We start from the raw sequence: 22,735 nt of genomic DNA, 5'->3' as shown, positions 1-22,735 counted from the left end.
GTCGTCAGACTTTGAACCGCGAAACACCGCCACGCAGCCCGGCGGCTACCTGGCTCAGTTCGTCGATGGCGAAGCTGGCCTGGCGCAGCGATTCCACGGTCTGGGTACTGGCATCGCTGAGCTGGGCCAGTGCCTGGTTGATCTGCTCGGCGCCGGTGGCCTGGGCCTGCATGCCCTCGTTGACCATCAGCACCCGCGGCGCCAGCGCCTGTACCTGATGGATGATCTGGCTGAGCTGCTCGCCCACTTGCTGCACCTCGAACATGCCGCGGCGCACTTCCTCGGAGAACTTGTCCATGCCCATCACCCCGGCCGACACCGCCGACTGGATCTCGCGCACCATCTGCTCGATGTCATAGGTGGCCACGGCGGTCTGGTCGGCCAGCCGGCGTACTTCGGTGGCGACCACGGCGAAACCGCGACCGTACTCACCGGCCTTCTCTGCCTCGATGGCGGCGTTGAGCGACAGCAGGTTGGTCTGGTCGGCGACCTTGACGATGGTCACCACCATCTGCGTGATATTGCTGGCCTTCTCGTTGAGGATCGCCAGCTTGGCGTTGACCAGATCGGCGGCGCCCATCACCTGGTGCATGGTTTCCTCCATGCGCGCCAGGCCCTGCTGGCCGGCACCGGCAAGGCTCGAGGCCTGGTCGGCCGACGAAGTGACTTCGGTCATGGTGCGCACCAGGTCCCGCGAGGTCGCGGCGATTTCCCGCGAGGTGGCGCCGATCTCGGTGGTGGTGGCGGCTGTCTCGGTGGCGGTGGCCTGCTGCTGCTTGGAGGTGGCGGCGATCTCGGTGACCGAGGTGGTCACCTGCACCGACGAGCGCTGGGCTTGCGACACCAGGTTGGCCAGGGATTCGGCCATTTCGTTGAAGCCACCCTCGATCGCGCCGAACTCATCCTTGCGGTCCAGGCTCAGGCGCATGCTCAGGTCGCCCGAACGCAGGCCGTCGAGGGCATGCACAATGCGTTGCATGGGGGCGGTGATCGCGCGCATCAGCAGCAGGCCGCAAACGCCGGCGGCGACGATTGCCAGCAGCAGCGAGACGATCATGCTGCCTTTGGCGGTGGCCACGGCGCTGACGATTTCATTGGTGGCGTTGTCGGCCGACTCCCGGTTGCGCTCGATCACTTCGTTCAGATGCAGGCGCCCTTCTCTCCAGGCGGGCGTCAGCACCTCGGCGATCAAGCGCTGGGCTTCGGCGTAGTTCTTCTGGCGATAGGTTTCCAGGACCTGATCGACGATCTTGACGTAAGCCTCTTCCTGGCGCGTGAAATCGTCGAACGCGGCCTGGTCGGCCGGGTCGCGGATAGTGCCCTGGTAGCTGGCCATATGCTGCTTCAGACGGTCGTCGAAACTCTTGAACAACTCGGCATCGGTCGTGGTGAACTCGCGGTGGTTCGACAGGCCGACCAGTTGCTGGCTGGTCACGTAGCTGTCGACCCAGGCGCTGCGGATCATCGAGCTGTAGTAGAGCCCGGGAATGCTGTCGGACCCTACCGCCTCCTCGCTGGACTCGATCGCCACCAGCCGCGAGTAGGCGGCCACGATCATCAGCAGCATGATGGCGATGATCACGGCGAAACTTGCCAGGATCCGTTGGCGCAAGGTCCAGTTCTTCACATTCAGCCCTCAGGAATTCGATACGAGCGGGAAAAATCGCCGAAGTATAGCCCAGGCTTCCTACGTATTTGCGGCTGAATGCTGCTGTATTCAGGCCTCCGTGCCCATTGATATGGCCAATTGCAGGCTCATTGATCCGCGGCAAGCCTGACCTGGTTCTCCAGCTCCAGGCGCAAGGCAGGGTCCAGACGCAGCTGGCGCGCCAGTTCGTCGAGGTAGGCGCGCTCCATGAAATTCTCCTGGTCGACCATCATCACGCTGGCCAGGAACATCTCTGCGGCCATTTCCGGCGTCTGCGCGGCGCGGGCCACTTCGGCCGGATCCAGCGGCTTGTTCAGTTCGGCGTGCAGCCAGTGCTGCAACTCGCGGTCGCTGTCCAGGCGAGTGAACTCGCCTTCGATCAGGGCCCGCTCACGGTCATCGATATGGCCGTCGGACTTGGCTGCCGCCACCAGCGCCCGCAGCACTGCCTGGCTGTGTTGCTCGACCTGGGCCGGCGGCAGGCGATCCAGCGTCTGCGGCTGCTGATCGCCGGCGCCCTGGCGTGCCTGCCAGTTGCCATAGGCCTTGTAGGCCAGCACCCCGAGCGCGGCCAGGCCGCCGTAGGTCAGGGCCTTGCCGCCGTACTTGCGGGCCTTCTTGTTGCCCAGCAGCAAGCCCATGGCCCCCGCTGCCAACGCGCCACCGCCCGCACCGGACAACAGGCTGCCAAGGTTCCCCGAACCTTTGTCGCTGACGCCCTTGCCCTGCTGGTTCTGCAGCAGGGATTGACCGGTTTTCAAAAGCTGATCGAGCAGACCACGCGTGTTCATCTGACAGGCCTCGCAAACATTCACGGTTGAGAAGGCCCCAGAGTAGGCCGACAAGCTGAAGCCTCGCTTAACGCATTTGCATCCGAATGTTGCCCTCCTCGGTTTGTTGCCACGGCCAGTCGCTTCTAATCTGTAGCGTCACTGCGGCACAGTGCGCTCGAGGACCACAAGGAGAACCGCTCCATGCAAACCCGAATGCTGATCAACGGTCACCTGGTGAACGGCGAAGGCCCGGTCTGGACCGTGCTCGACCCGGCCAAGGGCAGCGCCCTGGCACAGATCAACGAAGCCACCGAGGCCCAGGTCGACATCGCCGTGCGCGCCGCCGACCAAGCCTTCGAGCACTGGTCGCAGAGCACGCCGAAGGAGCGCGCCAACGCGTTGCTGGCCATTGCCGAGGTCATCGAACGACACGGCGAGGAACTGGCCCGGCTGGAATCGGACAACTGCGGCAAGCCCTATGCCGCGGCGCTCGGCGACGAGATCCCGGCCATCGCCGATGTGTTCCGCTACTTCGCCGGTGCCGCACGCTGCCTGGGTGGCCTGGCGGCGGGCGAGTACCTGCCCGGGCACACGTCGATGATCCGCCGCGACCCGCTGGGCGTGGTCGCCTCCATCGCGCCTTGGAACTACCCGCTGATGATGCTGGCCTGGAAGATTGCCCCCGCGTTGGCTGCCGGCAACACCGTGGTCATCAAGCCATCGGAGTTGACCCCGCTGACCGCCCTGCGTCTTGGTGAGCTGGTCCGTGAGCTGCTGCCGGCCGGCGTGCTCAATATCCTTTTCGGCCGTGGCCAGACCGTCGGCAACCCATTGGTCACCCATGCCAAGGTGCGCATGGTGTCGCTGACCGGCTCCATCCCCACCGGCGCGCACATCATTGGCGCCACCGCCGACAGCGTGAAGCGCATGCACATGGAATTGGGCGGCAAGGCACCGGTGCTGGTGTTCGACGACGCTGACCTCGACGCTGCCATCGATGGCATCCGCACCTTCGGCTTCTACAACGCCGGGCAGGACTGCACCGCCGCCTGCCGGCTGTACGTGCAGGACGGCATCTACGAACGCTTCGTCGAACGCTTGGGCGCGGCGGTGGCGAGCATCAAGCCAGGCCCACAGCAGGCGGCCGACACCGAACTCGGCCCGTTGATCAGCGCCCAGCATCGCGACAAGGTCGCCGGCCTGGTGAACCGCGCCATCGCCCAGCCGCACATCCGCCTGGTCACCGGTGGCAAGGCACTGCCCGGTGATGGCTTCTTCTTCGCCCCGACCGTGCTGGCCGATGCGCTGCAGGACGACGAAATCGTCCGCCACGAGGTGTTCGGCCCGGTGGTGTCAGTCACCCGCTTCAGCGACGAAGCCCAGGCGCTGGAATGGGCCAACGACTCGGAGTATGGCCTGGCCTCGTCGGTGTGGACCCGTGACAGCGGACGCGCCCACCGCCTCGCCGCACGGCTGCAATATGGCTGCACTTGGGTCAACACGCATTTCATGCTGGTCAGCGAGATGCCGCACGGCGGGCAGAAGCATTCCGGCTATGGCAAGGACATGTCGATGTACGGGCTGGAGGACTACACCTGTGTGCGCCATGTGATGTTCAAGCACTGATGCACCACTAGCCGGTGGGGGCAAAACACCCACCGGCTTTTTTCCTGCAAAGCAACGCGATTTTTCCTGCCTATCGCCTGAACTACACCCTACCGCCGATCTATTGAGTTCAATGGCACTGGTATCACAGACTGATACCATGAATAATCGTCAACGTGCGTTACTCGAACTTGTCTTCAACAAGCCCGTTCCCCGAACGCTGGACTGGTCGCGCCTGGAGTCCCTGTTGGTCTCGCTCGGTGCCCGGGTTATCGAGGGTAGAGGCTCGCGTGTGCGCTTCGAACTCAACGGTGAGGTTGCGACCTTTCATCGCCCTCACCCCGACCGGCACGCCAAACCCTATCAGGTGCGCGATGCCCGCCAGTTCCTGGAGCAGGCAGGAGTTACACCATGAATGTGATGAATTACCGCGGCTACTCGGCGCGCATCGAATACAGCGACGAAGACCAGTTGCTGATCGGCCATGTCGCCGGGATCCGCGACGTGATCGGCTTCCATGGCGAGTCGATCAGTGAATTGCGCCAGGCGTTCGAGGAAGCTGTCGACGACTACCTCGAAACCTGTCGGCGCCTGGGGCGTGAACCGCAGAAAACTTACTCCGGCAAACTCAGCCTGCGCCTGGAGCCTGCTCTCCACGCCAGCGTGGCGGCCAAGGCCGAGCTGGCGCAGAAGAGCATCAACCAGTGGGTCAGCGACATCCTCAGCCAGGCCGCCTGCAGCTGAGTCAGTCGCGCAGGTCCGATTCGTGGATCGGGTTGGCCCGGCTTGTCGCGCGTTGGTATTGCGCCGGCCAGGTCGCCTTGTTGCCGCCCAGGTCGTCGTCGGCGTGCAATGGCCAGTAAGGGTCGCGCAACAGTTCGCGGGCCAGGAAGATCACATCGGCCTGGCCGGTGCGCAGGATATGCTCGGCCTGGGCCGGCTCGGTGATCATGCCGACGGTGCCGGTGGCGATCTCCGACTCCTTGCGCACCCGCTCGGCGAAACGGGTCTGGTAGCCGGGGCCAGTGGGGATTTCTGCATTGACCGAGGTCCCTCCCGACGACACGTCGATCAGGTCGACGCCCAAGGCGCGTAGCCGGCGGGCCAGTTCCACGGTCTCGTCCGGGTTCCAGCCATCCTCGACCCAGTCGGTGGCCGACACCCGCACCAACAGCGGCAGCTCCTGTGGCCAGGCCTGGCGCACCGCCTCGGCGACTTGCAGGGTCAGGCGGATACGGTTTTCAAAGCAGCTGCCGTACTCGTCGCGGCGCTGGTTGCTCAGCGGCGAGAGGAACTGGTGCAGCAGGTAGCCGTGGGCAGCGTGGATCTCGACGACCTTGAAGCCGGCCTTCAAGGCCCGCTCGGTGGCGGCGACGAACGCGCTGACGACCTGCTGGATCTCGTCCTTGCTCAGTTCATGGGGGACGGTGTGCTCGGGGTCGAAGGCAATCCTGGAGGGTCCTACCGGCTGCCAGCCGCCGTCTTCAAGCTTGACGCTGCCGTGCTTGCCCAGCCACGGCCTGTGGGTGCTGGCCTTGCGTCCGGCGTGGGCCAGCTGGATGCCGGGGACGGCGCCCTGGGCGGTGATGAAGCGGGTGATGCGCTGCAGCGCGGGGATCTGCTCGTCGTTCCACAGGCCGAGGTCTTCTGCAGTGATGCGCCCATCGGCGGTGACCGCGACCGCTTCACTGATCACCAGGCCGGCGCCACCGACAGCGCGGCTGCCCAGGTGCACCAGGTGCCAGTCATTGGCCAGGCCGTCGACGGCGGAGTACTGGCACATGGGGGAAACGGCGATACGGTTGGGCAGGGTCAGCTGACGCAGGGTGTAGGGTTCGAGCAGCAGGCTCATGGCGCACCTCCCAGGGACTCCAATGGTTGCCGGGCCGGCATTTGTAGTGGGGCGTGGGCCGGTACCGGTAGGTTTCAGCCTAGACCATGGCTCCGAGGGGCGTTTGCCCATCGCCCTGCGCCGCTCGTTCCTCCTCGCGCAAGGTCAGCACCTCGACGCCACTCTGCGTCACCGCCACGGTGTGCTCCCATTGCGCCGACAGGCTCCGGTCACGGGTAATTACCGTCCAGCCATCGCGCAAACCGCGGGTCCCGCGCCCACCCTGGTTGATCATCGGCTCGATGGTGAACACCATCCCTGGTTGCAGCTTCATGCCCGTGCCACGCTGGCCGTAGTGCAGCACCTCCGGCGCCTCGTGCATCTGCGTGCCGATGCCGTGCCCGCAATACTCGCGCACCACGCTGTAGCCGGCGGCCTCGGCGTGGGCCTGGATGGCGTGGCCGATATCACCGAGGGTCGCGCCGGGGCGCACCTGCTCGATGCCCTTCCACAGCGCGGCATAGGTGGTGTCCACCAGCCGCCGGGCCTCTTCGCCGATCTGGCCGATGCTGTACATCTTCGACGAATCGGCGATATAGCCGCCCTGCTCCAGGGTGATGTCGACGTTGACTATCGAACCCTCCTTCAGCACCTCGTCGGCCTTGGGCATGCCATGGCAGACCACATGGTCCACCGAGGTGTTCAGGGCAAAGGGAAAACCATACTGGCCCTTGCTCGCCGGCCGCGCCTTGAGGGTCTGGACGATGAAGGCCTCGGCGCGGTCGTTGATCTGCATGGTAGTCACGCCGGGGCGGATGAAACCGTCGAGGTCGGCGAACACCCGGGCCAGCATCTGGCCGGCACGGCGCATCAATTCGAGCTGGGCGGCGTCCTTGAGGATGACCTTGCTCATTGCAGCAGCTCCTTGAGATTGGCCTGCTCCTGGCGCAGCAACTGGCGCAGCAGTTCCTGGTAGGTGGCCTGCGGGTGCAACTCGGCCAGCATGCCGATGCGGATCCAGTGCTCGGCCTGGGCGTTGATCGAGCGCGACAGCGCGGCGCTGGCCACGCGCAGGTCTTCGTGGAGGTCGTCGGCGATCTTGACGATGCCCATGTGCGATTACCTATATATGAAACGTATGCGAATCATATATCCATAAGCCAGCTGGCGCCATCCGCTGGTGCACCGCTCCCCATATCGGTGCGCGCCCCCCTCACCGGGCGAGCCCACTCACACCGCAGAGACGCGCCCCACCGTGACATGGCCCGGGATTTGCTGCCGGCAAGGCATCGAGGCCATCAACGCCGATGGTCCTCCCTCCACGACGAAGGCGCCGTGTTGCCCCGCTTGCCACTTGCAGGCCGGGCAGCCGGCGCCTTTGTCGTTTCGTCAGCAGGAGATCGTGATGAGCGGCAGTGAAGTGCGCAGTGTTTGCCCGTATTGCGGAGTCGGGTGCGGCATCGTCATGCACGTGAGCGAAGGCAAGATCGTCAAAGTCAGCGGCGACAAGCAGCACCCCAGCAACTTCGGGCGCCTGTGCACCAAGGGGCTGACTGCCCATGTGCCGCTGGAGGCCGGGCGCATGGCCCACGCGTTCGTCCGTGACCAGCGCAGCCAGCAGCCAGCCCGTCGCCCGCTGCAGACCGCCATCGCCGAGACGGCCGGGCGCCTGCGCACGATCATCGATACCCACGGCGCCGACGCCGTGGCTTTCTATGTCTCCGGGCAAATGTCGCTGGAGGCCCAGTACCTGGCCAATAAACTGGCCAAGGGCTTCATCCGCACCCGCCATATCGAGTCCAACTCACGCCTGTGCATGGCCAGTGCCGGCAGCGGCTACAAGCAATCGCTGGGCGCCGACGGCCCACCCGGCAGCTATCAGGATTTCGAGCACGCCGAAGTGTTCCTGGTGATCGGCGCGAACATGGCCGACTGCCACCCGATCCTGTTCCTGCGCCTGCTCGACCGGCTCAAGGCCGGTGCCAGGCTGATCGTCGTCGACCCCCGGCGCAGCGCCACCGCCGACAAGGCCGACCTGTTCCTGCAACTGCGCCCGGGTACCGATCTGGCCCTGCTCAATGGCCTGCTGCACCTGCTGCATGCCAATGGCCACACCGACGCGGACTTCATCGCCCGCCACACCGAAGGCTGGGAGGCACTGCCGGCGTTTCTCGCGGACTACCCTCCCGAACGCGTCGCGGCCATCACCGGACTGGCCGAGGCCGACATCCGCGAAGCCGCCCGCCTGATCGGCGAGGCGGGCGAATGGATGAGCTGCTGGACCATGGGCCTGAACCAGAGCATCCACGGCACCTGGCACAGCAATGCCCTGTGCAACCTGCACCTGGCCACCGGCGCCATCTGCCGCCCCGGCAGCGGGCCGTTCTCGCTGACCGGCCAACCCAATGCCATGGGCGGCCGCGAGATGGGTTACATGGGGCCGGGCCTGCCGGGCCAGCGTTCGGCGCAGGTGGCAGCCGACCGCGCCTTCGTCGAAGCGCAATGGCAACTGCCCCCCGGCACCCTGCGCAGTGAAGGGGGCGAAGGCACCGTGGCACTGTTCGAGCAACTCAAGCATGGCGAGGTGAAAGCCTGCTGGATCATCTGCAGCAACCCGGTGGCCAGCGTCGCCAACCGCCAGCAGGTGATCGACGGCCTGCGCCAGGCACAGCTGGTGATCAGCCAGGACGCCTTCCTCGACACCGAGACCAACCGCTACGCCGACATCCTGCTGCCGGCATCACTGTGGGCCGAGGGCGAAGGGGTGATGATCAACAGCGAGCGCAACCTGACCTTGATGCCCCGCGCCGTCGAGGCGCCCGGCGAAAGCCTCGAGGACTGGCGCCTGATCGCGCGCATCGCCTGTGCCCTGGGTTATGCGCACGCCTTCGACTACCCCGACGCCGAAGCGGTGTTCGATGAGATCCGCCGCTTCCACAACCCGGACACCGGCTACGACCTGCGCGGCATCGACTATGCCGACCTGCGCCAGGGCCCGCGGCAGTGGCCAAGCGCGCCGGGGCGCAAGGACGCTCGCAGCCCCCAGCGCTATGTCGCGCCAGACGCCCCACAGACGCCGGTGTTTCCGACGCCCACCGGCAAGGCCCGGTTCTTCGCCCGCCCCTGGCTGCCGCCGGCGGAGCTGCCCGACGATGCCTTCCCCTTCGTGCTCAACACCGGCCGCGTGCAGCACCAGTGGCACACGCTGACCAAGACTGGCCAGGTACCCAGCCTCAACAAGCTGGAGCCCGGCCCCTTTGTCGAGATCCACCCCGACGACGCCGGGCGCCTGGGTATCGCGGACAAGGACCAGGTGGCGATCCGCTCGCGCCGCGGCCAGGCCGTGCTGCCGGCGCGACTCAGCGAGCGGGTGCTGCCAGGCAACTGTTTCGCCCCGTTTCACTGGAACGATCTGTACGGCGAGCAACTGGCAATCAACGCGGTGACCTGCGACGCGGTGGACCCGACTTCGCTGCAGCCGGCCCTCAAGCACTGTGCCGTGGCCCTGGAACGGGTTGCCGGCGAGCGCATCGCCACCCTTGAACTGACGCTTCCCCCGGACCCCATCGCCATGCCCACCGCCACCCTGTCCCGCCTGCTCGGCCTAGAGACGTTGCCGGCTCCGATCCTGGCCGAGCAAGAACGCCATTACCTGCAAGGTTTCCTGCTCGGCCTGAGCCAGGCCCGCACCGAAAACATGCCTTGCCTGCCGCCCGATGCGCCCCTGGCGCCGGAGCGACGCCTGTTCGTCAACGGCCTGCTGGCCGGCCTGTTCGCCCGGCCCGCGCCGGCGTCGCAAGCAGCGCTCGAAAGCCCTCGTCACCACGTGCTGTGGGCCTCGCAGACCGGCAATGGCGAGCACCTCGCCGAACGCTGCGCCCAGCACCTGCGCGACGCGGGGCTGGTGGTCGCACTCAGTTGCATGGAGGAGGTGCGCCCATCCCAACTGCGAGGTGCCGCCAGCCTGCTGCTGATCGCCAGCACCTTCGGCGACGGTGATGCGCCGGACAGCGGCACCGCGTTCTGGCGGGCGCTGCAGGACGACGAAGGCGCCAGTTGCGCCACCCTCCCTTACGCCGTGCTGGCCCTGGGCGATTCAAGCTACGACCAGTTCTGCGGCTTCGGCCGCAAGCTCGACCAACGCCTGGCCGACCTGGGCGCCCGGCGCCTGCTGGACCGGGTCGACTGCGAGCCGGATTGCGAGGCGGCCTTCGGCGCTTGGCTCGATGCCCTGTTGTCCGAACTTGGCGGTGCCCCGGCGGCCACCGCCGCCGCGCCAGTCACCGTCCGCGGCAAACAGCAGCCCTGGCCTGCCACCTTGCGGGAAAACCGCCTGCTCAACGGCCCGGGTTCAACCAAGGAGACTCGCCAACTGGTCTTCGACCTGTCCGGTAGCGACCTGCGCTATCAACCCGGCGATGCCCTGGGCGTATGGCCGCGCAATTGCCCGGAGCTGGTCGACGAGCTGCTCATGCTGATGCAGCTGGAAGGCCAAACCGAGATCGAACTCGAGGGCCATGCCCCAATGCCCCTGCGAACCGCGCTGGAGCGGCACGTGGACATCACCCAGGTCAGCCGCCAGCAGCTCGAAACCTTCAGCCAGCACGCTCCCGACCTGCAGCGCCTGCTGCTGCCAGAATGCAAGGACGAACTCAAGGAATGGCTGTGGGGCCGCCAGCTGGCCGACGTGCTGCGCGAACACCCCCAGGCCTTGCCGCTGGGCAACTGGTTGTCGCTGCTCAAACCCTTGCAGCCGCGCCTGTACTCGATCAGCTCCAGCCCCCAGGCTCATCCCGGCCAGGTGCACCTGACCGTGTCCATCGTGCGCCATGGCGAGCGCAAGGGCGTCTGTTCGAGCTTCCTCGCGGACCGGGCAGCGGCGCTGGAGGTCGGGATATTTGCCCAGCCATCGAAACACTTCCGCCTGCCCGAGGACGACGGTGTGCCCATCGTGATGATCGGCCCTGGTACCGGTATCGCCCCCTTCCGCGCCTTCCTTGAAGAGCGCGAGGTACGTGGGGCCAAGGGGCGCAACTGGCTGTTCTTCGGTGAGCAGCATGCCGCCTGCGACTTCTATTACCGCGAACAATTGCAGGCCTGGGAGGCCAGCGGGCATGTGCGTCTGAGCACCGCGTTCTCGCGTGACCAGCCGCAAAAGGTCTATGTGCAGCACCGCCTGCTGGAGCATGGCGCCGAGCTGTGGCGCTGGTTGCAGGACGGCGCGCATGTGTATGTCTGTGGCGATGCCCGGCACATGGCCCGGGATGTGGACGCGGCTTTGCGTCAGCTCGTGGCGCGGCACGGCGGCCTGGACGAGGGCGCGGCAGCGGCGTTCGTCGAGGGGTTGGCGCGGGACAAGCGCTACCGACGGGATGTGTATTGATGCACCAGGCTGGTGAGGCTTGCACCTTCGTTGTGCCCGTAACGGCCTCATCGCCGGCAAGCCGGCTCCCACAAGGGTACGCCGCAAATGGGTCCGCAGCCCTGTGGGAGCCGGTTTGCCGGCGATGAGGCCCGTGAGGACTGCCGTTGAGTGGCCGCTTGGCACACTCCCTGCTTTTCAACGAAGTACAACAGCCCCTCGATCAACGGCGATCGTCCAGGGGCCTGACACTGATGAGTACAGGCAAAGGCGCCTGGAGCTTCGGCTCCAGGCGCCTTTTTCGTTTTTCCGTGATCGAGGATCGGCTATGCAGGCAACAGCGAACGAAGCACAACGAGCGCGACTGGTCATCGTCGGCAACGGCATGGTCGGCCATCACTGCGTCGAGCAGCTGATCGAACGCGGCGCCAGCGCGCGCTTCGAGCTGCACGTGTTCGCCGAGGAGCGCCAGCGCGCCTACGACCGGGTGCACCTCTCGGAATACTTCACCGGCAGTTGCGCCGAAACCCTGGCCCTGAGCGACCGCGACTACTATGCGAGCAACGGCGTGCACCTGCACCTGGGCGAGGCGGTAGTGGATATTGATCGCGAACGCCAGGAAGTGATCACCGCCGAAGGCCGCCTCGGCTACGAACAGTTGATCCTGGCCACCGGCTCCTATCCGTTCGTGCCGCCCATCGAAGGGTCCAGCGGCAATGCGCGCCTGGTCTATCGCACCCTCGAAGACCTCGATGCGATCCGCGCCGCCGCCGGCAGCGCCCGCCGCGGCGTGGTGGTCGGCGGCGGCCTGCTCGGCCTCGAGGCCGCCAACGCCCTCAAGTCGCTAGGCCTGCAAGCGCATGTGGTGGAGTTCGCGCCGCGGCTGATGCCAGTCCAGTTGGATAGCGAGGGCGGCGCGGCGCTCAAGGCGCGCATCGAGGCGCTGGGCGTAGGCGTGCACCTGGCCCGCGCCACCCAGTCGATCAGCACAGGCGAACACTACCGCTACCGCATGAATTTCGAAGGCGGCGAACACCTGGAAACCGACCTGATCGTGTTCTCCGCCGGCATCCGCCCGCAGGATGCCCTGGGCCGAACCTGCGGCCTTACAATCGCCCCCCGCGGCGGCGTGGTGATCGACGGTCAGTGCCGCTCCAGCGACCCGCGCATCTTCGCCATCGGCGAATGCGCTTCGTGGAACGGCAGCGCGTTCGGCCTGGTCGCCCCGGGATACGCCATGGCACGTAACCTGGCAGCCCTGTTGATGGGCGAGTCGGCAAGCGAGTTCAGCGGCGCCGACATGTCGACCAAGCTCAAGCTGCTGGGTGTGGATGTTGGCTCCATCGGCGATGCCCAGGGCGTCACGCCGGGGGCGCGCAGCTATCGCTACATCGACGAAGCCACGGCCTCCTACCGGCGCCTGGTGGTCGATGCCAGCGGCAAGCGTGTGCTTGGCGCGGTGCTGGTCGGCGACAACAGCTACTACGACACCCTGCTGCAATACGCCCAGAACGGCATCAAGCTACCGGCCGACCCGGCCGCGCTGATTCTGCCCCAGGGCTGCGGCGCGCCGGCGCTGGGCGCCGATGCCTTGCCCGACAGCGCGACCATCTGCTCGTGCCACAACGTCAGCAAGGGCGCGGTGTGCGCCGCCATCGACAGTGGCTGCGGCGACCTCGCCGCCGTCAAGGCATGCACCAAGGCCGCCAGCGGTTGCGGCGGTTGCGCGGCGCTGCTCAAGCACGTGTTCGAGCACGAACTGAGCGCCCGCGGCGTGACCGTCGACAAGAGCCTGTGCGAACACTTCGCCTACACCCGCCAGGAGCTCTACGGGCTGGTGCGGGTTGAAGGCATCCGCACCTTCAACGAGCTGCTCGAACGCCATGGCAAAGGCCAGGTGGGTTGCGCCATCTGCAAGCCGGCGGTGGGCAACATCCTCGCCTCGTGCTGGAACCAGCCGATCATGGACCCGGCGCTGGTACCGCTGCAGGACACCAACGACACCTTCATGGCCAACATGCAGAAGAACGGCACCTACTCGGTGGTGCCGCGCATCCCCGGCGGCGAGATCACCCCGGAAAAACTGATCGTGATCGGCCAGGTGGCAAAGAAGTACGATCTCTATACCAAGATCACCGGCGGCCAGCGCATCGACCTGTTCGGTGCCCAGTTGCACGAACTGCCGCTGATCTGGGGCGAGCTGATCGCCGCCGGCTTCGAGACCGGGCACGCCTACGGCAAGTCGACGCGCACGGTGAAATCCTGCGTCGGCAGCACCTGGTGCCGCTATGGCGTGCAGGACAGCGTGGCCATGGCGCTGCGCCTGGAGGACCGCTACAAGGGCCTGCGCGCGCCGCACAAGCTCAAGTTCGCGGTGTCTGGCTGCACCCGCGAATGCGCCGAGGCGCAAAGCAAGGACATTGGCGTGATCGCCACCGACAAGGGCTGGAATCTCTACGTGTGCGGCAATGGCGGCATGCGCCCACGCCACGCCGAACTGTTCGCCACCGACCTGGACGACGAGACCTTGGTGCGCCTGATCGACCGCGTGCTGATGTTCTACATCCGCACCGCCGACAAACTGCAGCGCACCTCGGTGTGGCGCGAGGGCCTCGAGGGCGGGCTTGACTACCTCAAACAGGTGGTAATCGACGACAGCCTGGGCCTGGCCCGCGAACTCGAGACGCAGATGCAGCAGGTGGTCGACCGTTACGAATGCGAATGGGCCAACGCCTTGGGCGATCCGGAAAAGCTCAAGCGCTTCCGCACCTTCGTCAATGACCATCGCGCCGATCCCGATGTGCACTTCGTGCGCGAGCGTGGCCAACGCCGGCCGGCGGCGCCCCTGCAGTTGATTCCCACCCATGAGGAGGCAATGTGATGAACCTGTCCAACACGGCTGTAGCAAGTGAAACCCGCTGGCAGGCGGTGTGCCAGGCCAGCGACCTGGTCGCCGACTCCGGGGTGGTAGTGTGGCATGAAGGCGAGCAAGTCGCGTTGTTCTACCTGCCGGAGCGGGATCGACAGGTCTACGCGCTGGAAAACCGCGATCCGCACTCCGGCGCCAATATCATCGGACGCGGGCTGGTGGCCAGCCTGCAGGGCGAACTGGTAGTCGCGGCGCCGCTCTACAAGCAGCATTTCTGCCTGCGCGACGGGCGCTGCCTGGAGGACCCGACACAGGCCTTGCGGGTGTGGACGGCGCGCCTGCGCGGCGGCGAAGTCGAACTGGCCCGTAGCTGATGCTCGAACGGAGCAACCAGACGTTGCAGGTCTGGCCCGCACGGATACACTGCCGGGCATGAACCTCGATACCCGCATCAAGTTCCGCCATCTGCTGTGCTTCCTGGAGATTGCCCGACAGGGCAGCCTGGCCAGGGCCGCCGATGTGCTGGCGATCAGCCAGCCTGCGATCTCCAAGACCCTCAAGGAGCTGGAGGATCTGCTGGAAGCTCGCCTGTTCGAGCGCAGCCACCAGGGCGTCGCCCTGACCCCGGCCGGTACCCGCTTCATGCGCTATGCCGGCCCCAGCGTGCAAGCGCTGCGTGACGGGGTCGGCAGCGTGCGAGGGGAAGCGCGGGCGCCGTCGCAGGTGCGTATTGGCGTGCTGTCGACTGTCGAAGGGTTGCTGATGCCCGAGGTGCTGTGCCGCTTGCACCAGCAGCACGAGGCATTGGTAATCAGCGTGGTGACCGGGGCCAGCGCCCAGCTGCTCGGGCAGTTGCACCTTGGCGAGCTGGAACTGGTGATAGGCCGTATGACCGACAGCCCGCAGATCCAAGGGCTGTCGTTCGAGCACCTGTACAGCGAGTCGATGACCCTGGTGGTGCGGCCCGGACATCCGCTGCTGGCGGATCAGCCTATTGATCGCACGCAGGTCGGTGCCTATCCACTGGTGCTGCCACCGCCAGGCACGACCATTCGCCGGCATGCCGACAGCCTGTTCGTGCAATGCGCGATCCAGCTGCCGGCACAGCGCCTGGAGACTCTGTCGCTGGCCTTGAGCAGGCGCTACGTGCTGGGCAGCGAGGCGGTCTGGGTGGCGCCGCGCGATGCCGTGCTGATCGACCTCGGCCGGGGAGAACTGGTCGAACTCGACCTGGGTGTGCGTGAACCGGGCGGCTCGGTGGGCATCTGCCGCAATGCGGCCTTGGCGCAGAGCCTGCCAGCGCAGTGGTTGTGCGAGGTGCTCCGGGAGGTCGCCGAAGCTTACCGGATTGGGACATACCCCTGACAACCCAGCTCGCGGATTCCTATACAATCCACGCCAGTTACCAGCGCCTCCAGGACCTCTTTCATGGACGAAACCGCGCAGCACTGGCTGCATGCCCTCTCCGCCCCCATGGCCGCCCTCAACGGCGCCAGCTACACCGCCCCCGACTACTTCGAAGGGGAAGACCAGACCGATCTGGAGCGCTGGTGGGGGATCAGCGACCGCGCCCAGTTGCTGGACATGCTGAACATGGCCGACAACGGCCACGCCACCGAAATGAGCGAAGCCTACTGGCAGTACCAGCGCTGCCTGCCCAGCCAGTGGCAGGCCCTGCTCGACACCTTGCCCCCACGCGAACGCATCCGCCATGAATACGCCGCCCGCACCTTCCCCGACTGTGGTCCGGGCGGCACCCGGGCCTGGGACCTGGGGCGCATGAGCTTCCTGCTGCGCGCCGGGGTCAAGAAAGGCCTGATCGACCGCGACGAAAGCCTCTACCTGCACTACCGCCTGGCGCTGCGCGCCCGCCACTACTACAACCGCTGGGACTGTTACCTGGCCGGCTACCTGTTCGGCAAGGCGCTATGGAATGTCAGCGACAGCAGCGACGAGACCTTGGCCGCCGATCTCGAGCGCCAGGGCAGCGAGCACTGGAACCGCTGCATCCTGCTTAACCTGCGCCTCGGCGCCCATGAGCTGCTGGCCGGGCTGCCCTGGGACATGGACCTGCCCGAGCCGCCGCGCCCCGCCACCCTGGAAGAGGACTGCTGGTCATGAGTTGCTGGATTCGCCTGGGGATCGAACCGACCCAGGACCTGGACGCCATCCGCCTGGCCTACCGCGGCCGCCTGCCCGCGCACCATCCGGAAACCGACCCGGAAGGTTTCCAGGCCCTGCGTGCGGCATACGAGGAAGCGCTGCGCCTGGCCCGCGAGCAGGAAACCCACGAGGCCGAGCCAAGGGTCGCCGAGGACACTCCCCATCCGGCGCTGCAGCACTTCCATCGCCTGCTCGAGGAGCCGTCCCTGCGCTTCGACCCACAAGCCTGGCAGGGCTTCATCGCCGAGCTGGACGAACTGCCACTGGACGAACTGGACGACCTCGGCTGGCAGCTGTTGCACACCCTGCGCGACTGCGGGCCGCTGTCCCATCACTGCGCGGGCCTGCTAGCCCGGCGCCTGGGCTGGGCCGACCAGTTGCTGCGCCTGGACAACCCCCACGAAGTGGAAGCCTTCCTCGACCGTCTCGCGCAGCCGGACCCCTTCGATACCGCATGTATGCGCGACTGGCCAGCCCCGGCGCAGATGGAGAGCCTGTGGTATTTCCGCAGCCTCGAGTACTGTTACCAGCACCGCCCATTGTTCGAGTACGAGCAGTTCGCCAGCGTGCATACCTGCCTGGCGATCCCGGACGACCCGGCGCTGGTACAGCGCCTGCTGGTGCAGTTCAGCCAGGCCGGCATCGCCAGCCGGACCTTCCACGGACTGCTCCAGGCACAACAGGCGCAAACCCCGGACGATGCCGACCTGCTCTACCTGCTGGCCCGCCAGGCCGATGCCCTGGGGGCCGAGCAACAAGCGCTGGACTGCTGGTTGCGGCTGTACCGCCAACACCAGCATCCACAGGCCGAGCGCTGGCTGATCGACCTCTGCGCCCGCCATCAACCCCAGCGTCTGCCCTTGCTGATCCAGGCCTTCGACTGCTTGCATACGCCAGCCGGCTGGCCCGAGAACCTCGCCGACCCGGCCCAGGCCTGGGGCAGCCCGGGGCAGTCACCGCAGACCCTGGCGCGTTGGTCCGAAGCCTCGCGCCTGAAGCTGGACGGCATCGCCAGCACCTTCGTCGACTGGCATCTGGATGGTGACGACGAACTACCGCTGCTGGCCTGGCTGCTGCAGGAGCAGCCGGAGCAGAATCTGCACCGCTTGTATTGGCATGCCTGGGCCCTGCAGCGCGGCGAGGCCGGTTTGCTGCGCCTGGTCCTCGCCCAGCCACCGGCCGAGGACGCCCTCGACGCGCTGATCCTCGAGGGCTTCCAGCGCCAGGCGAGCCAGCAGTTGCATTGGCTCGATCAGGCTCCCGTGGTCCAGGTGCTGACGCAACTCAGCGCCAGCGATGATCCGGCGGCTACCTTGCCCGAGGCCCTGACCGAGGATGCCATTCGACCGGTCTGCCGTGAATGGCTGCGGCGCATGCGGGTCTATCCGGCCCATGCCCTGCACACGCTCAACCGTCAGTTCGACATGCGCCGCCTGTTCACCACCCCGTTCGGCCTGCAACTGCAAGACCGCCTGGCCGAAGCCGGAGTTCTGTTACCTTCGATGCCCGAGGGCGAGGCACTGTGGCAGTGGCACCGCCAGCAGCTGTTCATGCTGGCCCTGCTGGAGCAACCTTCACGTTGGCTGGCACTGATCGATCCGGCCTTGCCCGGGCAGTTGCACTACCCGGCCGAGCATCCGTTCGCTCCGACACACGCCCTGCTCTGTCAACTGCTGACCAGCCCCGAAGGCGCCAGTGGACTGCTCGGCAGCCTGGATATCCGCGATCCGGTACAAGCCCTGATCTCGGCACGCCTGCTGACCTTGCAGCAGGCGCTCAACAGCACGCGCCTGCCCAACGCCGTGCAACTGCTCGCTTGCCTGGACAACGACGACGGCGGACTGCGTACCGATTATCCGCTGGGCTACCTGCTGTTCTGCGCAGTGCTGCACCATGATCCGTCGCTGGACGAACCACAGCGCTGCGCGTTGCGCGACCGCATGCAGGCGCTGGACCTGCAAGACGACTGGTTCGAAGCGCTGCGCCGGGGGTTGCTGAACGGCCAGGCCAAGCATCCGCCGGCTGCCGCGGTACGCGCGCAAGGCCTCGACAGCCGCACGGTCGACGACGTACTGGATGCGCTGCACCGCCTGCTGAACACTTGCACCCCACCCAAGACCCGGCTGCTGCGCGCCCTGCAAAAGGTCAAGGACGACCCGGAACAGGACCCCGGCCTGCGCTGCGCGATCATGGCCGTGCTGTCATGGAGCGAACGCCTGCTGTTGGACATGATCAAGGAACCGCCGGCGCCGATGTGGGCGTTCTGGAAGCTCAAGAGTCGACTGAACCGCACGGGCCTGGCCGTGCACGTGGCAATCATCGCCTTGGGCGCCAGCCTGATGCTCCATATCCCGGCGATGTTGGTGGTGATCAGCGTCTTGTCGATCAGCGGCTTCCTGCGTCGCCTGCGCGACCTCGGCCACGGCGTGCCGGCACTGCTGCTGGTGATGGTGCTGACCCGCGTGCTGCCGTTCTCGTCACTGGTGCTGCTGGGCCTGCCCGGCGACAAGCTGCCAAACCGTTACGGCCCGGTACCGGGCAAAGGGCAGCCGCTGGAAGGCGGCCTGCAGGCCACCCTGCGCCGGCTCAACGCTCAGTAACGCAGCTCGTCGAGCGCCTGGCTCAATGCCTGGCGCTCACGGCTGATCTCGCCGGCCTGCTGCCCGGCCAGCACGGCATTGAAGGCGTCCAGCCAGCTGCCGATCAACTCGCGCTCGTCGCCCAGGCTCTGCATCCAGGCTCGCTCCAGGCGGGCCAGCAAGGTGCGGTTGGGCAGCGTGTCACGTGGGTGGATCTTCAATTTTGCCAGGCGTTCCTCACTGGCCTGGCGTGCCTGCGCATCCAGCCCGGTGGGGCTGCGGTCGATACTGTGGCTGTGCTTCTGGCCGCTCTCGAGGAAGGTCACGTCCACTTCCAGCAGGCCGTTGATGTCGTAGCTGAAGCGCACGTCCAGCGACTGGATCTCGCCGGTCGGCTGCAACGGAATCTCGAAACTGTCCACCAGGATGTTGTCCCGCACCCAGGGCCGCTCGCCCTGGTATACGGCGATGCGCACGAACTTCTGTTCCGGGTGGCTGCTGTAGAAACGCTGCACCTTGGACGTGGGGATGATCGTATTGCGCTCGATGATCGGCGAGAAGGCGCCAGTGACATCCTCGCCCCGGGACGAGGCCACCCCAAGGGTGTAGGGGCAGACATCGGTCAGGATCAGTTCGTCGATGGCCGCGTCGCGGGCCTTGCACGCCGCCTGGCTGGCGGCGCCGAGGGCAACGATGGTATCCGGGTCCAGGTGCCGGTACGGCAGGCGGCCAAACAGCTTGGCCACCAGTTGCTGCACCTGCGGCATGCGCGTGGCGCCGCCGACCAGCACCAGGCTGTCCAGCTCGCGCGGGCTCAAGCGGGCATCGCGCAGGGCCTGTTCGATGGGGGTGCGTACCCGTGCCAGCAAGGGTGCCCAGATCGCCTGCAGCTTCTGCTCGTCCAACTGCCACTCGCGGGGCTGGCCATCCATGCTCCAGGCAAAGGTGCGACTGCCCTCGCCCACTTCGCACTTGAGCTGCTCGATGGCGTCGTGCAGGCTGGCCAGGGCCTGGGGCTCCAGGTCTTCGGCCTTGAGACTCCAGTCACGCAGGCAGGCCTGCAGCAGCGCCTCGGTGAAATCCTCGCCGCCCAGGTAGTTGTCTCCGGTAGAGGCATGCACCTCGATCAACGGCAGGGCGTACTCCAGTACCGTGACGTCGAAGGTGCCACCGCCCAGGTCGAACACCAGGGTGCGCTCGAACTTCTGCTCATGCAGGCCGTAGGCCATCGCGGCGGCGGTGGGTTCGTTGATCAGCCGCTGGACCTTGAGCCCGGCCAGTTCGGCCGCGAACACCGTGCGTTTGCGCTGCTCGTCGCTGAAATAGGCCGGCACCGAGATCACCGCCTCGCTCACCGGGCAGCCCAGATAGGCCTCGGCGTCCTGCTTGAGCGAACCCAGCACCAGCGCCGACAGCTCTTCAGGGGTGAAACGGTGTTCGCCCAGGGCGTAACGCTTGTCGCTGCCCATGAAGCGCTTGAACGCCGCGGCGGTACGTTGAGGGTGCGTGGTCAGGCGCGCCCGGGCGGCCTGGCCGACGAGGATGCTGCCATCGTCATCGACGCTGACCACCGACGGCGTCAGCACCTCGCCCAGGGCATTGGCGATCAGCCGCGCGTGGCCATCCTGCCAGACGGCGATCAGGCTGTTGGTGGTACCCAGGTCGATTCCCAGCAAGGGAGTGGTGTGTGTCGGAGCGGGAGAGAGGCTGGCATCCTGCATGGTCGGTCTCTTGCTTGCGGTAGGAACCGGCGCAAGGCCTGCTGGCCAGTTGCGGCGGACAGGGGATTCTGACGCAACGCCAGAAACAAAAAAAGCGACCCTAAGGTCGCTTTCTCTGTTGCTTCCGGGTGTTCAGTGGGCCCTGGAAGCTTAATATGGCGCGGCGGACGGGACTCGAACCCGCGACCCCCGGCGTGACAGGCCGGTATTCTAACCGACTGAACTACCGCCGCGCTATACATCGAGTGGTGGGTGATGACGGGATCGAACCGCCGACCCTCTGCTTGTAAGGCAGATGCTCTCCCGGCTGAGCTAATCACCCTTCGTCTCGGTGTGGCGCGCATTCTACGGAGGACCTCCTACCCTGGCAAGCACTTTTTTCAAAATATTTGAAAAAAATTTCCAGGCCTTTCAAAGACCTAGCCGCGCCGCGATTTTCTTCCTCTATATAGGACTGCTGGCCCTCTGACAGGGTTGGCCTGGAACCGTTGCTCGGAGAATAATGCCCGCCTTATGTATTAAGGAGAGATTCCCCCTCATGTGGTTCAAGAACCTGCTGTCCTATCGCCTGACCCAGGAAGTACCGTTCGAGGCCGAGGCCCTGGAGGCCGCCCTGGCCAGCAAGCCGGCCCGCCCCTGCGCCAGCCAGGAACTGACCACCTACGGTTTCGTCGCACCGTTCGGCAAGGGCGAGGATGCCCCCCTGGTTCACGTCAGTGGCGAATTCATGCTGATCGCCGCACGTAAAGAAGAGCGCATCCTGCCCAGCAGCGTGGTCAACGACGCGGTCAAGGAGAAGGTCGAGGAGATCGAGGCCGAGCAGATGCGTAAGGTCTACAAGAAGGAACGCGACCAGATCAAGGACGAGATCATCCAGGCCTTCCTGCCGCGCGCTTTCATTCGTCGTTCGATGATCTTCGCCGCCATCGCACCGCGCCTGGGCATGATCCTGGTCAACTCTGCCAGCGCCAAGCGCGCCGAGGACCTGCTGTCGACCCTGCGTGAAGTGATCGGTTCGCTGCCGGTACGCCCGGCCACCGTGAAGATCGCACCAAGCGCGACCATGACCGACTGGGTCAAGTCGCAACAGGCCGCCGAAGGCTTCTACGTCCTCGACGAATGCGAACTGCGCGACACCGCCGAAGACGGCGGCATCGTGCGCTGCAAGCGTCAGGACCTGACCGGCGAGGAAATCCAGCTGCACCTGAGCACCGGCAAGGTGGTCACCCAGCTGGCCCTGGCCTGGCAGGACAAACTGTCGTTCGTGCTCGACGACAAGATGGTGATCAAGCGCCTGAAGTTCGAGGAGCTGCTGCAAGAGCAGGCCGAGCAGGATGGTGGTGACGAGGCCCAGCAACAGTTCGACGCCAGCTTCCTGCTGATGATGATGACCTTCACCGAGTTCCTGCCGGTGCTGTTCGAAGCACTCGGCGGCGAAGAGATCCCGCAGGGGGTCTGACCCTTCAAGCCGGCGCGGCCCAGCGGCGCCGGCTGAACTTCAGCCGCACCCGCAGCCGTCGATGCTGTTCCTGCGCCAGGGCGTCCTTGGGGATGCACTGGCTCTGGCTGAACCATTGCCCCTTGCGCACGAAGCGCAGCACGACCACTGCGGGCAGGGCAACGCTGTCACGGCACAGGCGCACCGGTTGCCAACCCCGGGCACGACTGTATATATGCCAGCCACCCGGCTCACGACGCAGGCCGGTGACGGCGCCAGGGTGGGACAGCAGGATCCGGCGGGGAATGGCCCAACAGGCGTGGGCAAGACAGGCAATGACCAGCAGGCCCTTTGGCCAACCGGGCAACGCGACCACAACGCTGGCGATGAGCGCCAGCGCCTGGCAGGCGAGATAGGCCGTCAGCAGCAGGCGCGAGCCCTGCCAACGGCACTCGAATGCTTCACTTGGGCTGGACACGGTCCAGGATGATGCGGACCATGCGCTGCAGCTCCGGATCTTCGGACTCGCTGCGCTCCATGAACCAGCCGAACATGTCCTGGTCCTCGCAGGTCAGCAGGCGACGGTACAGCTCGCGGTCCGCTTCGCTCAGGCTCGGGTAGACCTCCTGGGTGAACGGTACCAGCAGCACGTCCAGTTCCAGCATGCCGCGACGGCTGTGCCAGAAAAGCCGATTGAGTTCAGTTTGTTCGACCATGGGGCCCTCCTCGAATGGTCGCGCAGTATA

General features: G+C 66.1%; 18 protein-coding genes and 2 tRNA genes. 10 read left to right on the top strand and 10 right to left on the bottom strand.

Features of this window, described 5'->3' with window-relative positions:
- Positions 1 to 4: 4 nt before the first annotated feature.
- Positions 5 to 1,627, bottom strand: coding sequence for a methyl-accepting chemotaxis protein (locus DFS21_RS02250; RefSeq protein WP_038705554.1), 1,623 nt, complete (start codon positions 1,625 to 1,627; stop codon positions 5 to 7).
- A gap of 128 nt (positions 1,628 to 1,755) precedes the next feature.
- Complete coding sequence (locus tag DFS21_RS02245; protein ID WP_111531748.1) at positions 1,756 to 2,439, bottom strand: tellurite resistance TerB family protein; 684 nt, start codon at positions 2,437 to 2,439, stop codon at positions 1,756 to 1,758.
- A gap of 183 nt (positions 2,440 to 2,622) precedes the next feature.
- Between DFS21_RS02245 and DFS21_RS02240 the strand changes: the two genes are divergently transcribed.
- The 3 genes from DFS21_RS02240 to DFS21_RS02230 all read left to right on the top strand — a co-directional run bounded on the left by DFS21_RS02240 (position 2,623) and on the right by DFS21_RS02230 (position 4,770).
- Positions 2,623 to 4,047 (top strand): gamma-aminobutyraldehyde dehydrogenase, encoded by a 1,425-nt coding sequence (locus DFS21_RS02240; protein ID WP_110697736.1) that lies wholly within the window; start codon positions 2,623 to 2,625, stop codon positions 4,045 to 4,047.
- 139 nt (positions 4,048 to 4,186) lie between these two features.
- A complete protein-coding gene (locus tag DFS21_RS02235; protein WP_102681724.1) occupies positions 4,187 to 4,441 on the top strand; it encodes a type II toxin-antitoxin system HicA family toxin in 255 nt (84 codons plus the stop codon).
- On the top strand, positions 4,438 to 4,770 hold the full coding sequence (locus DFS21_RS02230; RefSeq protein ID WP_102681598.1) for a type II toxin-antitoxin system HicB family antitoxin: 333 nt from the start codon (positions 4,438 to 4,440) through the stop codon (positions 4,768 to 4,770). Before DFS21_RS02235 ends, DFS21_RS02230 begins: the two co-directional genes overlap by 4 nt.
- A gap of 1 nt (position 4,771) precedes the next feature.
- Here the strand turns inward: DFS21_RS02230 and DFS21_RS02225 are convergent, their stop codons facing one another.
- From DFS21_RS02225 to DFS21_RS02215, 3 genes are all read right to left on the bottom strand, one after another.
- On the bottom strand, positions 4,772 to 5,878 hold the full coding sequence (locus DFS21_RS02225; protein ID WP_111531747.1) for an NADH:flavin oxidoreductase/NADH oxidase: 1,107 nt from the start codon (positions 5,876 to 5,878) through the stop codon (positions 4,772 to 4,774).
- Between the two features lie 79 nt (positions 5,879 to 5,957).
- A complete protein-coding gene (map, locus tag DFS21_RS02220; protein ID WP_111531746.1) occupies positions 5,958 to 6,770 on the bottom strand; it encodes a type I methionyl aminopeptidase in 813 nt (270 codons plus the stop codon).
- Positions 6,767 to 6,970, bottom strand: coding sequence for a ParD-like family protein (locus DFS21_RS02215; RefSeq protein ID WP_046856862.1), 204 nt, complete (start codon positions 6,968 to 6,970; stop codon positions 6,767 to 6,769). Before DFS21_RS02215 ends, map begins: the two co-directional genes overlap by 4 nt.
- 292 nt (positions 6,971 to 7,262) lie before the next feature.
- On the opposite strand from DFS21_RS02215, the gene DFS21_RS02210 reads away from it, so the two are divergent.
- From DFS21_RS02210 to DFS21_RS02185, 6 genes are all read left to right on the top strand, one after another.
- A complete protein-coding gene (locus tag DFS21_RS02210; RefSeq protein WP_111531745.1) occupies positions 7,263 to 11,240 on the top strand; it encodes a bifunctional nitrate reductase/sulfite reductase flavoprotein subunit alpha in 3,978 nt (1,325 codons plus the stop codon).
- A gap of 307 nt (positions 11,241 to 11,547) precedes the next feature.
- The gene (gene nirB, locus DFS21_RS02205) at positions 11,548 to 14,100 is read left to right on the top strand and encodes a nitrite reductase large subunit NirB (protein ID WP_110697728.1); all 2,553 of its coding nucleotides are present in this window, start codon (positions 11,548 to 11,550) and stop codon (positions 14,098 to 14,100) included.
- Positions 14,100 to 14,462, top strand: a complete 363-nt coding sequence (nirD, locus tag DFS21_RS02200) for a nitrite reductase small subunit NirD (RefSeq protein ID WP_110697726.1) — start codon at positions 14,100 to 14,102, stop codon at positions 14,460 to 14,462. The genes nirB and nirD overlap by 1 nt, the downstream gene beginning before the upstream one ends.
- Before the next feature lie 58 nt (positions 14,463 to 14,520).
- A complete protein-coding gene (pcaQ, locus tag DFS21_RS02195; protein ID WP_110697724.1) occupies positions 14,521 to 15,453 on the top strand; it encodes a pca operon transcription factor PcaQ in 933 nt (310 codons plus the stop codon).
- Between the two features lie 63 nt (positions 15,454 to 15,516).
- Entirely contained in the window at positions 15,517 to 16,209 is a 693-nt protein-coding gene (locus DFS21_RS02190) for a DUF1266 domain-containing protein (protein WP_102681590.1), read from the top strand.
- Positions 16,206 to 18,851, top strand: coding sequence for a DUF805 domain-containing protein (locus DFS21_RS02185; protein ID WP_110697722.1), 2,646 nt, complete (start codon positions 16,206 to 16,208; stop codon positions 18,849 to 18,851). Before DFS21_RS02190 ends, DFS21_RS02185 begins: the two co-directional genes overlap by 4 nt.
- Here the strand turns inward: DFS21_RS02185 and DFS21_RS02180 are convergent.
- The 3 genes from DFS21_RS02180 to DFS21_RS02170 all read right to left on the bottom strand — a co-directional run bounded on the left by DFS21_RS02180 (position 18,845) and on the right by DFS21_RS02170 (position 20,873).
- A complete protein-coding gene (locus tag DFS21_RS02180) occupies positions 18,845 to 20,551 on the bottom strand; it encodes a molecular chaperone HscC (RefSeq protein ID WP_110697720.1) in 1,707 nt (568 codons plus the stop codon). The two genes, DFS21_RS02185 and DFS21_RS02180, sit on opposite strands and share 7 nt — an antisense overlap.
- Positions 20,552 to 20,707: 156 nt before the next feature.
- Positions 20,708 to 20,784 (bottom strand) — tRNA-Asp (locus DFS21_RS02175).
- Between the two features lie 13 nt (positions 20,785 to 20,797).
- Positions 20,798 to 20,873, bottom strand: a tRNA-Val gene (locus tag DFS21_RS02170).
- Between the two features lie 216 nt (positions 20,874 to 21,089).
- Here DFS21_RS02170 and rdgC point away from each other — a divergent pair.
- Positions 21,090 to 22,010 (top strand): recombination-associated protein RdgC, encoded by a 921-nt coding sequence (gene rdgC / locus DFS21_RS02165; protein ID WP_023631647.1) that lies wholly within the window; start codon positions 21,090 to 21,092, stop codon positions 22,008 to 22,010.
- Between the two features lie 4 nt (positions 22,011 to 22,014).
- Here the strand turns inward: rdgC and DFS21_RS02160 are convergent, their stop codons facing one another.
- Together DFS21_RS02160 and DFS21_RS02155 are read right to left on the bottom strand one after the other, a co-directional pair.
- Entirely contained in the window at positions 22,015 to 22,467 is a 453-nt protein-coding gene (locus DFS21_RS02160) for a protein YgfX (RefSeq protein WP_111531744.1), read from the bottom strand.
- Positions 22,451 to 22,705, bottom strand: a complete 255-nt coding sequence (locus DFS21_RS02155) for a succinate dehydrogenase assembly factor 2 (protein ID WP_028690159.1) — start codon at positions 22,703 to 22,705, stop codon at positions 22,451 to 22,453. Before DFS21_RS02155 ends, DFS21_RS02160 begins: the two co-directional genes overlap by 17 nt.
- Positions 22,706 to 22,735 lie beyond the last annotated feature (30 nt).

Origin of the sequence: Pseudomonas sp. 2848, from assembly GCF_003253945.1 — a bacterium.
In the GTDB taxonomy this organism is placed as follows: Bacteria; Pseudomonadota; Gammaproteobacteria; order Pseudomonadales; family Pseudomonadaceae; genus Aquipseudomonas.
The sequence above is the reverse complement of the archived record's forward strand: the minus strand, read 5'-3'. Positions and strand labels throughout refer to the sequence as shown.